The sequence below is a fragment of the Streptococcus sp. SCPM-O-B-15304 (M98) genome (genome assembly GCF_058200215.1).
Genome location: NZ_JBYQGQ010000003.1, coordinates 143,270 through 157,499 on the forward strand (window position 1 = coordinate 143,270; position 14,230 = coordinate 157,499).

Annotated in this window: 12 protein-coding genes; 5 read left to right on the top strand and 7 right to left on the bottom strand. The window is 38.2% G+C overall.

Annotation, left to right across the window (positions count from 1 at the left end):
* Positions 1–3: 3 nt before the first annotated feature.
* From uvrB to AC3E7H_RS03015, 4 genes are all read right to left on the bottom strand, one after another.
* The gene (gene uvrB / locus AC3E7H_RS03000) at positions 4–1,992 is read right to left on the bottom strand and encodes an excinuclease ABC subunit UvrB (protein WP_490676070.1); all 1,989 of its coding nucleotides are present in this window, start codon (positions 1,990–1,992) and stop codon (positions 4–6) included.
* Positions 1,993–2,282: 290 nt separating this feature from the next.
* Positions 2,283–2,972: a hypothetical protein gene (locus tag AC3E7H_RS03005; RefSeq protein ID WP_490676071.1), complete on the bottom strand. Its 690-nt coding sequence runs from the start codon at positions 2,970–2,972 to the stop codon at positions 2,283–2,285.
* Positions 2,932–3,765 (bottom strand): hypothetical protein, encoded by an 834-nt coding sequence (locus AC3E7H_RS03010; RefSeq protein ID WP_490676072.1) that lies wholly within the window; start codon positions 3,763–3,765, stop codon positions 2,932–2,934. Before AC3E7H_RS03010 ends, AC3E7H_RS03005 begins: the two co-directional genes overlap by 41 nt.
* A gap of 1 nt (position 3,766) precedes the next feature.
* Positions 3,767–4,477, bottom strand: coding sequence for an ABC transporter ATP-binding protein (locus AC3E7H_RS03015; protein ID WP_490676073.1), 711 nt, complete (start codon positions 4,475–4,477; stop codon positions 3,767–3,769).
* A 168-nt stretch (positions 4,478–4,645) separates the two neighbouring features.
* Between AC3E7H_RS03015 and AC3E7H_RS03020 the strand changes: the two genes are divergently transcribed.
* The 5 genes from AC3E7H_RS03020 to zwf all read left to right on the top strand — a co-directional run bounded on the left by AC3E7H_RS03020 (position 4,646) and on the right by zwf (position 11,092).
* A complete protein-coding gene (locus AC3E7H_RS03020; protein WP_490676074.1) occupies positions 4,646–5,317 on the top strand; it encodes a response regulator transcription factor in 672 nt (223 codons plus the stop codon).
* A complete protein-coding gene (locus AC3E7H_RS03025; RefSeq protein WP_490676075.1) occupies positions 5,302–6,375 on the top strand; it encodes a sensor histidine kinase in 1,074 nt (357 codons plus the stop codon). Before AC3E7H_RS03020 ends, AC3E7H_RS03025 begins: the two co-directional genes overlap by 16 nt.
* A gap of 167 nt (positions 6,376–6,542) precedes the next feature.
* The gene (locus tag AC3E7H_RS03030; protein WP_490676076.1) at positions 6,543–8,717 is read left to right on the top strand and encodes an ABC transporter substrate-binding protein/permease; all 2,175 of its coding nucleotides are present in this window, start codon (positions 6,543–6,545) and stop codon (positions 8,715–8,717) included.
* Positions 8,717–9,457, top strand: a complete 741-nt coding sequence (locus AC3E7H_RS03035; protein ID WP_001096308.1) for an amino acid ABC transporter ATP-binding protein — start codon at positions 8,717–8,719, stop codon at positions 9,455–9,457. Before AC3E7H_RS03030 ends, AC3E7H_RS03035 begins: the two co-directional genes overlap by 1 nt.
* A 147-nt stretch (positions 9,458–9,604) precedes the next feature.
* The gene (gene zwf / locus AC3E7H_RS03040) at positions 9,605–11,092 is read left to right on the top strand and encodes a glucose-6-phosphate dehydrogenase (RefSeq protein ID WP_490676077.1); all 1,488 of its coding nucleotides are present in this window, start codon (positions 9,605–9,607) and stop codon (positions 11,090–11,092) included.
* 41 nt (positions 11,093–11,133) lie between these two features.
* Here zwf and ftsY read toward each other — a convergent pair whose 3' ends face one another.
* Genes ftsY through AC3E7H_RS03055 form a run of 3 tightly spaced genes read right to left on the bottom strand, consistent with a single transcriptional unit; the run spans position 11,134 to position 14,201 of the window.
* Positions 11,134–12,588 carry a signal recognition particle-docking protein FtsY gene (gene ftsY, locus AC3E7H_RS03045; RefSeq protein WP_490676078.1) on the bottom strand — a complete coding sequence of 485 codons (1,455 nt, stop codon included), beginning with the start codon at positions 12,586–12,588 and terminating at the stop codon, positions 11,134–11,136.
* 3 nt (positions 12,589–12,591) lie between these two features.
* Positions 12,592–13,410: a Cof-type HAD-IIB family hydrolase gene (locus AC3E7H_RS03050; RefSeq protein WP_490676079.1), complete on the bottom strand. Its 819-nt coding sequence runs from the start codon at positions 13,408–13,410 to the stop codon at positions 12,592–12,594.
* Positions 13,410–14,201 carry a Cof-type HAD-IIB family hydrolase gene (locus AC3E7H_RS03055; protein WP_000594105.1) on the bottom strand — a complete coding sequence of 264 codons (792 nt, stop codon included), beginning with the start codon at positions 14,199–14,201 and terminating at the stop codon, positions 13,410–13,412. Before AC3E7H_RS03055 ends, AC3E7H_RS03050 begins: the two co-directional genes overlap by 1 nt.
* Positions 14,202–14,230: the final 29 nt, after the last annotated feature.

A 14,230-nucleotide genomic window follows, 5' to 3' on the forward strand; every position in this document is an offset into this window, starting at 1 on the left:
TATCTAATCCAACGCCTTGACTTCCAACATCATGTCACGGATTTGAGCAGCTAACTCGAAATCAAGCACTTCGACGGCTTCTTGCATTTGTTTTTCCAGTTTCTTGACTAGTTCTTTGCGTTCTTGTTTATTGAGGCTATTGATATCGACTTCCTTGTCCTCTTCTTTAGCCACAGTTTTTGTGACAGAGATAAGGTCTCGGATTTCCTTCTTAATAGTTTGTGGGACAATGCCGTGTTCTTCATTATAGGCCATCTGAATTTTACGACGACGAGCTGTTTCATCAATGGCTTTTTGCATAGACTGAGTTATGGTGTCCGCATACATAATGACATGACCTTCACTATTACGGGCTGCACGACCGATGGTTTGGATCAGACCACGTTCATTTCGGAGGAAGCCTTCCTTATCGGCATCGAGAATTGCAACCAGACTTACTTCAGGAACGTCAATCCCTTCACGAAGGAGATTGATTCCAACCAAGACATCAAAGACTCCTAATCGTAAATCTCGGATAATCTCTGTCCGCTCTAAAGTCTTGATATCCGAGTGCATGTACTTGACCTTGATCCCCATTTCCTTGAAGTAGTCTGTCAAGTCTTCTGCCATTTTCTTGGTCAAGGTTGTGATAAAGGTGCGTTCATTCTTTTCAACACGGGCATTGATTTCACCAAGCAAATCATCAATCTGTCCCATGGTTGGGCGCACTTCCACTTCTGGATCCAAAAGACCCGTCGGACGAATAATTTGCTCAATAACAGTGTCCGTTTGTTCCATTTCGTAATCACCTGGCGTCGCTGAAACATAGACAATCTGGTGGACATGACTTTCAAACTCTTCACGACGAAGGGGACGGTTATCCAAGGCAGACGGCAAACGGAAACCGTAGTTAACCAACATTTCCTTACGTGAACGGTCTCCATTATACATTCCTTTGATCTGCCCCATAGTCATATGACTCTCGTCAATCATAATCAGGAAATCATCTGGGAAGAAATCAAGAAGTGTATAAGGAGGCTCTCCTTCGCTTCGTCCATCCATGTGACGTGAGTAGTTTTCGACACCATTGGTATAACCCATCTCACGTAGCATCTCGATATCGTACTCTGTCCGTTGTTTCAAGCGTTGCGCTTCAAGGAGTTTGCCTTCTTTTTCAAAGATAGCTAACTGCTCCTCCAACTCAGCCTGAATCTTAGCAATGGCTACTTCCATATGGTCGTCATTGGTCACAAAGTGAGTGGCTGGGAAAATCGCCAAATGGTCCACTTCACCGAGGACTTGACCAGTTAAAGCTTCAACCTCCCGGATGCGATCAATCTCATCTCCGAAGAACTCAACACGGAAGGCATGCTCATCACGAGATGCTGGGAAAATCTCCACCACATCCCCACGAACACGAAATCTTCCACGCTGGAAATCAATGTCATTACGCTCAAATTGAATATCGACCAATTCATTAAGCAGTTTATCACGAGAAATTTCAAGACCCGGTCGCAGACTGACCACGCTATCAGCATATTCCTTAGGAGAACCCAAACCATAGATACAAGAGACAGAAGCCACAACGATCACATCGTTACGCTCCAGCAAAGCTGAAGTTGCTGAGTGACGAAGCTTGTCAATCTCATCATTGACCGAGCTATCTTTTTCGATATAGGTATCGCTCGACGGCACATAGGCTTCTGGCTGGTAGTAATCATAGTAAGAAACAAAATACTCAACCGCATTCTCTGGAAAGAATTCTTTGAACTCCCCATAGAGCTGGCCTGCTAGTGTCTTATTGTGGGCGATGACCAAGGTCGGTTTATTGACTTGGGCAATGACCTGACTCATGGTATAGGTCTTCCCCGTACCAGTCGCTCCCATCAGGATTTGTGCCTTCTCACCACCCTCGATGTTATCCACCAACTGTTCAATGGCCTGTGGTTGGTCCCCAGAAGGTTGGTATTTGGATACAAGTTTAAATTTGTTATCTGTAATTCGATTAATCATCTCTTTGTCCTCACATATATAGACCTTATTTTACCATAAATCACTAGAATTCTCTGAGATGAGGAATGAAGAGGGAAGACAACATGTTACAAAATGATCCGTTAAATCGGGATATGTCCGAATTACAACATCATTAATTGGACACGCATTAGCATGAAAACTAAACAAGACTCTCGCAATTACTTCGAAAGTCTTGTCTTTTATTCTAAAACCATGAAATACGTAATTAACATCAACGTCATTGATTTACAAAATTAGCAAGGTTTGCTCATCAGTATCATATTTATTTATTACTTAACTTCTTGATTCCTTACCAAGAGGTAGAGAGTTGCTCCAAGTGAACTGACAAGTCCAAAAACGTAAATACAGAGTTGCAAATTGGAAGCACTACCTAGTATTGTATCCGTAATAATATTATAAAATAGATAACTAGTCATTGGTTCCGCTACTCTTTCTATGAACGGTTGTAACAAAATAGGAAATAGCAACAAAATAGCTAAACTCCCCATGGGACTTTTGAAAAAATAACTTAAAAAGTAAGAAATTAAAAAATATTGGATGGAGCCAATCAAATAGAAACTGAAAAGTTCTAAACTGACACCATTTTCGCTACTAAAAAAATGAAACCATATAAGCAGTACAATGAAATTTAAGGTTGATTGGAGTAGTACATCACATAACTCTACGAACAGGATCCGAATTGAACTTAAGATCCTTTTTCCACTAACCAAATAAACTAGTTTTGTTTCGTGTGATTGTAACTCAACAAATGCATTAACACACCCAATACTAACAGAGAGCATTGATGCAAAAACAAGAGCTTGCTTTATAGATAATTGTACAACAGTATCATTGATTGCAACTGGTAAAATACTTAAGAGACACACAAAACCTATCAAAAATGACTGTATGGTTATCTGGTACTTCACGGGTTTTAAACTATATTTTTTGACGATAAGACTGAAAAATACTTTTGCCATTCTTCCTCCCCGTTCGAATCTTTTCTACAACCATTATGAACACCAAGAACAAGATCCCTTCTACTACTAAAAGTGTAAATCCATACAATTGGCTCGTTTGAGTCCCTTCAATTCGGCCAAAAGCAAATGACTTTGCTCCAATCAAAGGCAATAGATTTTCTATTTTAGAGGAAATTCCTCTTAGAATACCTGATAAACTGATTACCAATAATAAAACATCTGCAATTAATGAAGTCATTGATTTTTTCGTTACTATTACGAAAAGTAAAGCTAATAAAGTAAGAACGATTGCAAATATCATAACTCTTACCGTAACATCTAAGAACAAAGTCAATTCTATATAATTCTTTAAAGTTGAATCTAGAAAAATGAGTAAGATAACAGCATTTACTATAGAAATTATTAAAGTAGAAAGTAACGATAGGACAATCGAACTAGCAATAAAACCAGTAAGACCAACTTTCCAGTTAGGAATCAATAACTGAGTAAAATTATCATCACCAAATTGATAATGTGCTGAATAAACAAGTGAAACCAAGATTGGCAAGAAAATAACACTTGCTTGGTAGGGGGAGGATAAGAGAGCATCCCTGACTGTATAGACTGGATTCGATGATAACATAGACGGATCAAGATTAACTGCTTGGCTATTTCCTTCCACTAAAGCATTTATCACCTGGATATTTTGAATTGTAAAAAATATGCTGACTCCCAAAATAAGAAAAAAAGTAAATTTAAAAGTAGGTAAACTACTATATTTATAAAGGTCACTAAAAAAGGAACGCTTCAACATATTATTCACCTTCTTTCCCTTCGAGCGCCTTAAAATATGCTTCCTCAAAAGAGCCAAACTGTTTCAAAATATCTTTTGTAGGAGCATCAATAACGATCTTGCCATTAGAAATACCAACTAAATGATCTACAGTTAATTCTAACTCACTCATATAATGACTTGTCATTAATACCGTTTTACCTTCACTGACAAAAGATTGTAAAAAATTGCGTACCCAGCGTATACCCTCTGGATCTAGTCCATTGATTGGTTCATCTAAAATTAAGATGTCAGGATTTGCTAATAATGCTGTTGCTAATCCAAGACGTTGCTTCATTCCTAATGAATAGTCTTTTACTTTTTTATTTCTAGCTTCACTTAATCCCACCAAGTCTAAACATTCCTTGCACCTATTTCTGTCAACACCACAAGCCAAGCCAATCCACCGAAGATGCTGAAATCCTGTTCTTGTTGGATAAGGTTGGCAACTGTCGAGGAATGATCCAACAATACAAAAAGGATTATTACCCAATTGTGAGTATTTTTTGCCATTGATCAATGCCATTCCTGTTTGACTATTTTCTAAACCAAGTAAAATTCTGATTAAAGTCGATTTCCCAGAACCATTTGGTCCAATCAATCCAGTTACCTCACCTTTCTTAGCTTTGAAAGTTACATTTTGCAGGACAATTTTATTATTATATTCCTTATGTAGATTTTGAATTATTATCATTCCTTCTTTTCCCTTCTAACTTTTTGTGAAATTCCACCTTCACTTGGAGCAAGTATATCAGGCGAATATCAGGAAAAAATCAGAATAAACATTTTTATAATTATTTTTTTATTTCTAACAAATTACTTTCTATGTTTGCTATAATATACACAAGTAATTGGAGGAACTATGAAGTATAAAATTTTAGCAATTGATGATGATGAAAAAATATTACGATTAATAGTGAATGCATTAGAAGCCAACAACTTTGATGTAAAAACTCGGTCTAAAATTGAAGAAATCGACATCTGTGACTTTACTGGATTCGATCTGATTTTACTTGACGTCATGATGCCTATTTCTGGTTTAGAGATTTGTTGCTCCATTCGTTCACAAATTACTACTCCAATCCTGTTTCTAACCGCTAAAAATTTTGAAGAAGATTTACTAAAGGGAATACAAGCTGGAGCAGATGATTACATCACAAAACCATTTAGCATTAAAGAATTGATTGCAAGAATTCAAATGCATCTTCGTAGAGAGGAAAGATCTCACCCTGCCTCTAAAGAAGAATTGATTTCAGATATAACTTTTTATCGAGATAGTCAAGAAGTTTATTATCAATCCAAGAGCATTTCTCTAACTAAGCGAGAATTTGATCTACTTTATCTTTTAGCTAAAAATGAGAACCGAATATTTAGCGCAGAGGAACTTTACGATTACCTCTATCCTGTAAGCTCTGATGTACAGATACGGTCAATCACCGAATACATCTATCAAATCAGACAAAAATTTAAGGCTCATCAAATTGATCCAATCAAAACGGTTTGGGGAGGAGGATACAAATGGCAAAAGAAATGACAATCAAGCAACTCATTAAGCGTACTTATCTTACAATCATTTGGCAATTTCTTCTATGTCTTATACTTTTTTACATAGTTCCAGCTCTTCTATCTTCTGTATCTGGAATCAATGAGAAAAATGCCAATATCTTTGCTTTATTTTTTAGCGTCAGTTCTTGGATTTATCTTTGCATCATTTTAATTCTTATCATTGTAACAAATATTCGACAATTATTAACCAAAATTCAAAAAGAAATGAACATGGTTTATCATAGTGGTCTATATTTCAACAAAAATGAAAATCACCATTTGCAGATTAAGGAATTTATTGAAACAAATGATCTGATCGAAAAAATGCAATCTGATATAAAAAATAGAATTGAAAATGAAAAAGAACAAAAAAAAGAACTCATGTTTCAAGTATCTAGCGCTGCACATGATCTTCGAACTCCTCTAACTGTCATCAGAGGAAATGCTGAATTCCTACAATCTACCAAACAGACACCCCAAGTAATGGAATGTCTAAGAGATCTGGAGCAAGCAAGTATTCAGTTAAATGAGTATTTCAACCACTTCATCCAATACTCCAAAACTTTTTATGACCATGATATTCAACTTGAAAACATATCAATTAAACAAGTAACTCATCAATTAAAGGAACATATCACACCTTTACTTCCTAGAAATACACACTTTGTTTTTACAAACACAGTAAATCCATCGACACAAATCGCAATTCATTCCAATCTATTTTTCCGAGCAATCACAAATATTATTAATAATGCCATACAACATCAAAAAGAGAATGATGCACAAATCCACCTAACAATTTCACAAGAAAATAGTCAATTAGTTCTAACTATATGGAATAACCAATCTAGTTTTTCAAAAAACATATTACAAAATGCTGGAAATCTTTTCTATAGAGATGACCAAGCAAGAACCCCCTCTCAAGAAAGTCACTATGGACTTGGTTTATCTTTCGTCAAGCGCGTCATGAAACTTCATAATGGAACTATGCACTTAGAAAATAGTAATCATGGTGCACAAGTCAAGCTAATCATTCCTATTATATAGAACAAGCCAACTCATCATTATGTGTTCGGCTTCTTTTAATTTTACATCAAAAAAATCAGTATTACAAGAAACTACATGTCACATCTTCTCACATCAAAATGCTAAATATTTGCCAACTTTTTTATTTTCTGCTATAATGGGTAAATATTCTAAAAAGGAGACTAAACATGAAGAAAAAAATCCTTGCATTTTTATTATTTTTATTTCCCTTATTCTCTTTAGGCTATGTTAATGCGGACACTATCAAGATTGTTAGTGATACTGCTTATGCACCCTTTGAGTTTAAAGATACAGACCAGACTTATAAAGGAATTGATGTCGACATCATCAATAAAGTCGCTGAGATAAAAGGATGGAATATCCAAATGTCTTATCCAGGATTTGATGCTGCTGTCAATGCGGTCCAAGCAGGGCAAGCAGATGCAATCATGGCTGGTATGACAAAAACCAAAGAACGTGAAAACGTCTTTACCATGTCTGATACATACTATGATACAAAAGTTGTCATCGCAACGACTAAGTCTAACAAAATCACTAAGTATGAAGAACTCAGTGGTAAAACTGTTGGTGTTAAAAACGGTACTGCCGCACAACGTTTCCTAGAAAGTATCAAAGATAAATATGGTTTCACTATCAAAACCTTTGATACTGGTGATTTGATGAATAACAGTCTCAGTACAGGTGCTGTAAATGCCATCATGGATGACAAACCAGTCATCGAGTACGCTATTAACCAAGGGCAAGATCTCAGTATCAACATGGACGGAGAAGCCGTTGGAAGCTTTGCTTTTGGAGTTAAAAAAGGTAGCAAGTACGAATACCTAGTTACAGAATTTAACGAAGCTTTAGCCCAGATGAAAAAAGATGGTAGCTTGGACAAAATTATCAATAAATGGACAAGTTCTTCTAAAACTAGTTCACAAGTAACTTCTCTCACTTCTACTACAAGCGCAGGTCAAAAAGCTACTCCAGTCAAATCAAAATACGTTATCGCAAGTGATTCTTCATTTGCACCATTTGTTTTCCAAAACTCAAGCAACCAGTACACTGGTATTGATATGGACTTGATCAAGGCTATTGCCGAAGACCAAGGTTTTGAAATTGAAATCACCAACCCAGGTTTTGACGCTGCTATTAACGCGGTTCAATCTGGTCAAGCTGATGGTATGATTGCTGGTATGTCTGTTACAGACGCTCGTAAAGAAACCTTTGATTTCTCTGATTCTTACTATACAGCTAATACTATTCTTGGAGTTAAGGAATCAAGTACCATTTCTTCTTATGAAGATTTGAAGGGTAAAACCGTTGGTGTTAAAAACGGTACTGCTTCTCAAACCTTCCTAACTGAAAATCAAAGCCAATATGGTTATAAAATTAAAACCTTTGCAGACGGTTCATCTATGTATGATAGCTTGAACACTGGTTCAATTGACGCTGTGATGGATGACGAACCAGTTCTTAAATACTCTATCAGTCAAGGGCAAAAATTAAAAACACCAATCGAAGGTACTCCAATCGGTGAAACTGCTTTTGCAGTTAAAAAGGGAAGCAATCCTGAATTGATTGAAATGTTCAACAATGGTCTTGCAAATCTTAAAGCAAGTGGTGAATTCCAAAAGATTCTTGATAAATACCTTGCAACTGATTCAACAAGTGAATCATCAACTGTTGACGAAACTACTATCTTGGGCTTGTTGAAAAACAACTACAAACAACTCCTCAGCGGACTTGGAATTACCCTTTCTCTAGCTTTGATTTCCTTTGCAATTGCGATTGTTATCGGGATTATCTTTGGTATGTTTAGCGTTAGTCCTTATAAATCACTTCGTCTTATTTCAGAAATCTTTGTCGATGTGATTCGTGGTATTCCATTGATGATTCTTGCTGCCTTTATCTTCTGGGGAGTTCCTAACTTTATCGAATCCCTTACAGGCCAACAGAGTCCAATCAATGACTTTGTCGCTGGTACAATCGCCCTCTCCCTAAACTCAGCCGCTTATATCGCTGAAATTGTTCGTGGTGGTATTAAGGCAGTTCCTATCGGACAAATGGAAGCTAGTCGAAGCCTTGGTATCTCATACAGTAAAACCATGCGTAAGATTGTCTTGCCACAAGCAACCAAACTTATGCTTCCAAACTTCGTCAACCAATTTGTTATCGCACTTAAAGATACAACTATCGTATCTGCAATCGGTTTGGTCGAACTCTTCCAGACTGGTAAGATTATCATTGCTCGTAACTACCAAAGTTTCAAAATGTATGCAATTCTCGCAGTCTTCTATCTTGTGATTATCACTCTTCTTACTAGACTTGCAAAACGCTTAGAAAAGAGGATTCAATAATGGCTAAATTAAAAATCGATGTCGATAATTTACATAAGCAATATGGTAAAAACAAAGTCCTTAAAGGAATTTCAGCAAAATTCTATGAAGGTGATGTTGTTTGTATCATTGGACCTTCTGGTTCAGGTAAATCAACTTTCTTGCGTAGCTTGAATCTCCTTGAGGAAGGTACAAAAGGTCATATCACAGTTAATGGCTATGATTTGACGGATAAAGCAACCAACGTGGACCACGTTCGTGAAAATATCGGAATGGTGTTCCAGCACTTCAATCTTTTCCCACACATGACGGTATTGGAAAATATCACTTTCGCACCAGTAGAGCATAAGTTGATGACTAAGGCCGAAGCTGAAAAATTGGGAATGGAACTTCTTGAAAAAGTTGGACTCGCTGATAAGGCTAATGCAAATCCTGAAAGCCTATCAGGTGGTCAAAAACAGCGTGTGGCTATCGCTCGCGGTCTAGCCATGAACCCTGATATCATGCTCTTTGACGAACCAACTTCTGCCCTCGACCCTGAGATGGTTGGAGACGTTCTTAACGTTATGAAGGAATTGGCCGAACAAGGCATGACCATGATCATCGTAACCCACGAAATGGGATTTGCTCGCAAGGTTGCCAATCGAGTTATCTTTACTGCAGATGGTGAATTCCTTGAGGACGGTACACCTGACCAAATCTTTGATAACCCACAACATCCGCGTCTTAAAGAATTTTTGGACAAGGTTCTCAACGCTTAAAAAACTGCAAGGGAAACCTTGCAGTTTTTTCTTACTTGTATTGGATTTTTGGATTTTTTAGAAAATTATGATAAAATAAAGGGTATGAAAATGGGGTTTTCCCATACCTAGCTTGACTAGGAAACAAAATAGAAATTAGGTAGCTAGATGTCATCAAAAGTTATTGTTACAATTTTCGGTGCAAGTGGGGATTTGGCCAAACGTAAGCTCTACCCTTCACTTTTTAGACTTTATAAATCAGGTAATCTTTCTGATCATTTTGCTGTTATTGGTACTGCTCGTAGACCTTGGAGTAAGGAGTATTTCGAATCTGTCGTTGTCGAATCTATTTTAGACTTGGCAGATAGTGTGGAAGAAGCTCAAGCATTTGCGAGTCATTTTTACTATCAAAGCCACGATGTTAATGACACTGAGCACTATATCGAATTACGCAAGCTTCAAGCTGAATTAAACGAAAAATATCAGACTGAGCACAACAAACTCTTCTTCCTCTCAATGGCACCTCAGTTCTTTGGTACCATCGCCAAACACCTCAAATCAGAGCAAATTGTTGATGGTAAAGGCTTTGAACGTTTGATCGTTGAGAAACCTTTTGGAACAGACTATGAGACTGCAAGCAAACTAAATGAAGAACTCCTAGCTACTTTTAACGAAGAGCAAATCTATCGTATCGACCACTATCTCGGTAAAGAAATGATTCAAAGTATTTTTGCCATTCGCTTTGCCAATATGATTTTTGAAAATGTTTGGAATCGTGAGCACATCGATAATGTTCAGATTACATTTGCAGAGCGTCTCGGTGTTGAAGAACGTGGTGGCTACTATGATGAGTCTGGTGCCCTTCGAGACATGGTTCAAAACCATACCCTCCAACTTCTGTCACTCCTTGCTATGGACAAGCCAGCAAGCTTTACCAAGGATGACATTCGCGCAGAGAAAATCAAAGTCTTTAAAAATCTTTACCACCCTACAGATGAGGAACTTAAAGAACAATTCATCCGTGGTCAATATCGTTCTGGTAAAGTTGATGGCATGAAATACATCTCTTACCGTAGTGAACCAAATGTTAACCCTGAATCTATGACAGAAACCTTTGCTTCAGGTGCCTTCTTTGTAAATACTGATCGCTTCCGTGGTGTACCTTTCTTCTTCCGTACAGGTAAACGCCTAACTGAAAAAGGAACACACGTAAACATTGTCTTCAAACAGATGGATTCCATTTTTGGTGAACCTCTAGCGCCAAATGTTCTTACTATCTATATCCAACCAACTGAAGGATTCTCTCTTAGCCTTAACGGTAAGAAGGTGGGTGAAGAGTTTAGCCTTGCGCCAAATTCTCTTGACTATCGAACAGATGCGACTGCAACAGGTGCTTCGCCAGATCCCTATGAAAAACTTATCTATGATGTTTTGAACAATAATTCAACTAACTTTAGCCATTGGGATGAAGTGAGTGCCTCATGGAAATTGATTGACCGTATTGAAAAGCTTTGGGCTGAAAACGGTGCTCCACTCCATGACTACAAGGCTGGTAGCATGGGACCTCAAGCTAGCTTTGAACTCCTTGAAAAATACGGAGCTGAGTGGACTTGGCAACCAGATATCGCCTATCGTAAAGATGGTCGTTTAGAATAATCAAAAACAATCCTGCAAGAATTTTTGCAGGATTTTCTCTTTTATAGTAGACCTTCTAAAAGTCCCTTCATAAAGTTTTCTGAGTTAAACTCACCGATATCATCGATTTTTTCACCAAATCCAATCAACTTAACAGGAATATTGAGTTCTTCACGGATAGCCAGAACAACACCACCTCGGGCAGTTCCATCAATCTTGGTTAAGACTATTCCTGTAACAGGCGTAATTTTTGAAAACTCTTTGGCTTGTACAAGAGCATTTTGACCTGTTGAGGCATCCAGAGCTAGGAAGGTTTCATGCGGAGCTTCTGGCACGACACGTTTAATGATACGACCAATTTTTTCCAACTCTGCCATCAAGTTTTCCTTGTTTTGTAAACGGCCAGCTGTATCAATCATCAAAATATCAACACCTTCTGCTACTGCTCGTTCCATCCCATCAAAGACAACACTGGCTGGATCTGCTTTTTCAGGCCCAGTAACCACAGGAACATCTACACGACGCCCCCATTCTGCTAACTGAGCTACCGCACCAGCACGGAAGGTATCTGCAGCAACCAGCATGACCTTCTTGCCTGCTTGCTTGTAACGGTGAGCAAGCTTACCAATAGATGTTGTTTTTCCAACACCATTCACACCTACAAAGAGCATGACAGTCAACCCATCTTGGAAGTTAATGCTTTCATTGTATTGCCCATCTTTTTCGTAAAGCTCTACCAATTTTTCAATGATAACACGACGGAGGGCATCAGGTTTCTTGGCGTTTTCAAGCTTAGCTTCGTAACGTAGCTCTTCTGTTAAGTTTGACGCTACCTGTACACCAACGTCACTCATGATTAAGAGTTCTTCTAGTTCTTCGAAGAATTCTTCATCAACAGAGCGGAAGTTAGCAAAGAAGGCATTCAAACGAGCACCAAATCCCGTACGAGTTTTCTTGAGACTACGGTCATATTTTTCCTGTACAGTCTCTTGAACTGGAGGAATTTCTTCGATTACTAGATCTTCTTCCACTTCTTCAGAAGTGTCTGCTTCCGTCTCGTCTGATTGAACTTGATCAGATTCTTCCTCGCCACTATCACTTGAAGGTACTTCTTCGACTGGTGATTCAGGTTCTTCTGCAACAAACTCTGCTACCTCTTGAGCGCTTTCTTTAGTTTCTTCAACTTCTGTTGACTCTGACTCTTCCTGACAACAATGACACTCAGTTTCCTCTTCAAACTGACTCTCTTCTTCCTGAGGGGTTGCTATTGGTTCAACTGTTTCTGTAGTAGTTTCTGCTACTGGTTCTTCCGACTCACTAGCTTCTTTAGAATAAGTTTCCTCAACTTCTGAACTTTGGTCGATTTCCTCAGTATTTTCCACTTCAACTTCTTCAGTTCCAAGTGCTTCAACTTCCTCGCCAGGTTCTGTCAGATCCAAGTTCTCCAAAGCTTCTTTAACGACTTCTTCGATTTTTGGTTCTTCTTTTCTACCAAATAAACGGTCAAATAATCCCATGCTTTAGTTCTCCTTCAGTACATATTTTTCAATGGCCCAAGCAACAGCTTCCTCGTCATTGGTCATAGGGGTGACTACATTGGCAACTTCCTTGACCTCAGGCACAGCATTTTGCATAGCAACACCGAGTCCTGCCCACTCAATCATAGAAAGGTCATTGGCCTCATCTCCACATGCCATCACCTGACTTTGGTCAATTCCTAGGTGGTCAATCAATTTAGCTAATCCAGTAGCCTTATGAACGTTCTTTGGCGACCATTCCAAAAGCATGTCGCGAGATTTAAAAATTTCATAATTGTTAAACAAGTCTGATGAAATGTTAGCAATTGCTGCATCCAGCGGTTCTTGAGCAAAGGCTGTCACACATTTGTTGTAGGTCATCTGACTAGACAAATCTTCAAAGTCAATTGGAACGAAAGTCAGAGCAGGATTAAATTTAGCATACAGACTCTCTTGATCTGATTGGATTTGGTAAACGGTGCCTTCTGAAATGGCATCTAAAGGAATGCCTAGTTTTTCAGTTTCCTCATAAATGCGTGTCACATCATCAATCGAGAATACTGTCTTGTCAAGGATTTCACCCGTATTTTTCTGAACCAATCCACCATTAAATGTGATAGTATACTCATCATCATGGCCCTCTGTTCCAAGCTCTTTGAGGAAGAAATCCATGGCCTTAAGGGGACGTCCAGTTGTCAATACCACTTTGACTCCCTGATTACGCGCAGCCTTTAAAGTTGCCTTGGTACGATCCGTCAATTTCTTGTCTGTCGTCAACAAGGTTCCATCTAAGTCCAAAGCAATTAATTTAATATCTGCCATTACAATTCCTCCATATAAGCAATAACTGATTGGTCCTTGTGGTGTCCAATAATTGTTTCAGCAAGTTCTAAAATCTCTGGACGAGCATTTTCAGGTGCTACTGGATGCCCAACGACTTGCATCATGTGAAGATCATTTAGATTATCACCAAAGGCCATCACTTGATCCATATCCAGATTTAATTTCTTAGCCAATTCGACAATAGCGACTCCCTTATCAACATGGTCTAAAACGATATCAATGGATTCAAAGCCTGTCGTCATAGCCTTGACCCCAGGAACATGTTCATTGACCCAAGATTCTCCAGCGTCAACCGTTTCTTCAGTGAAGTTAGTTGTGAATTTGAAAATCTCATCGGTAATCTCTTCAAGACTGGCTACTTTTTTGATATTTTCATTGTAATGATGACTAAACATTAGATAGGTTTCATCTACTGTATCTAAGACATAGCAAGCCTCTTTACCAGTCAAGAGCATCTTTTTCTCATCAAAATATGGTGAAGTCTTTAGCTTTTCAAATGTTGATAGGTAAAAATCACGAGGCATGGTTGCTTCATAGAGGTCCTCTCCATGGAAACGAACGAGACTCCCATTTTCAGCAATGAAAATAATCTCATCTTTAACATCCGCAAAATGCTTTTCAAGTGACAAAAGCCCACGACCAGAGGCAACAGCAAAGTAGATTCCTTTTTCTTGATAAGAATGGAGCAACTTTTTCAGACGCTCCATATCGAATTGACCGGCACCATCCAAAAAAGTACCGTCCATATCCGTTGCTACTAATTTAATCATAAGTTCTTCATACTCCAATTAATAAATCT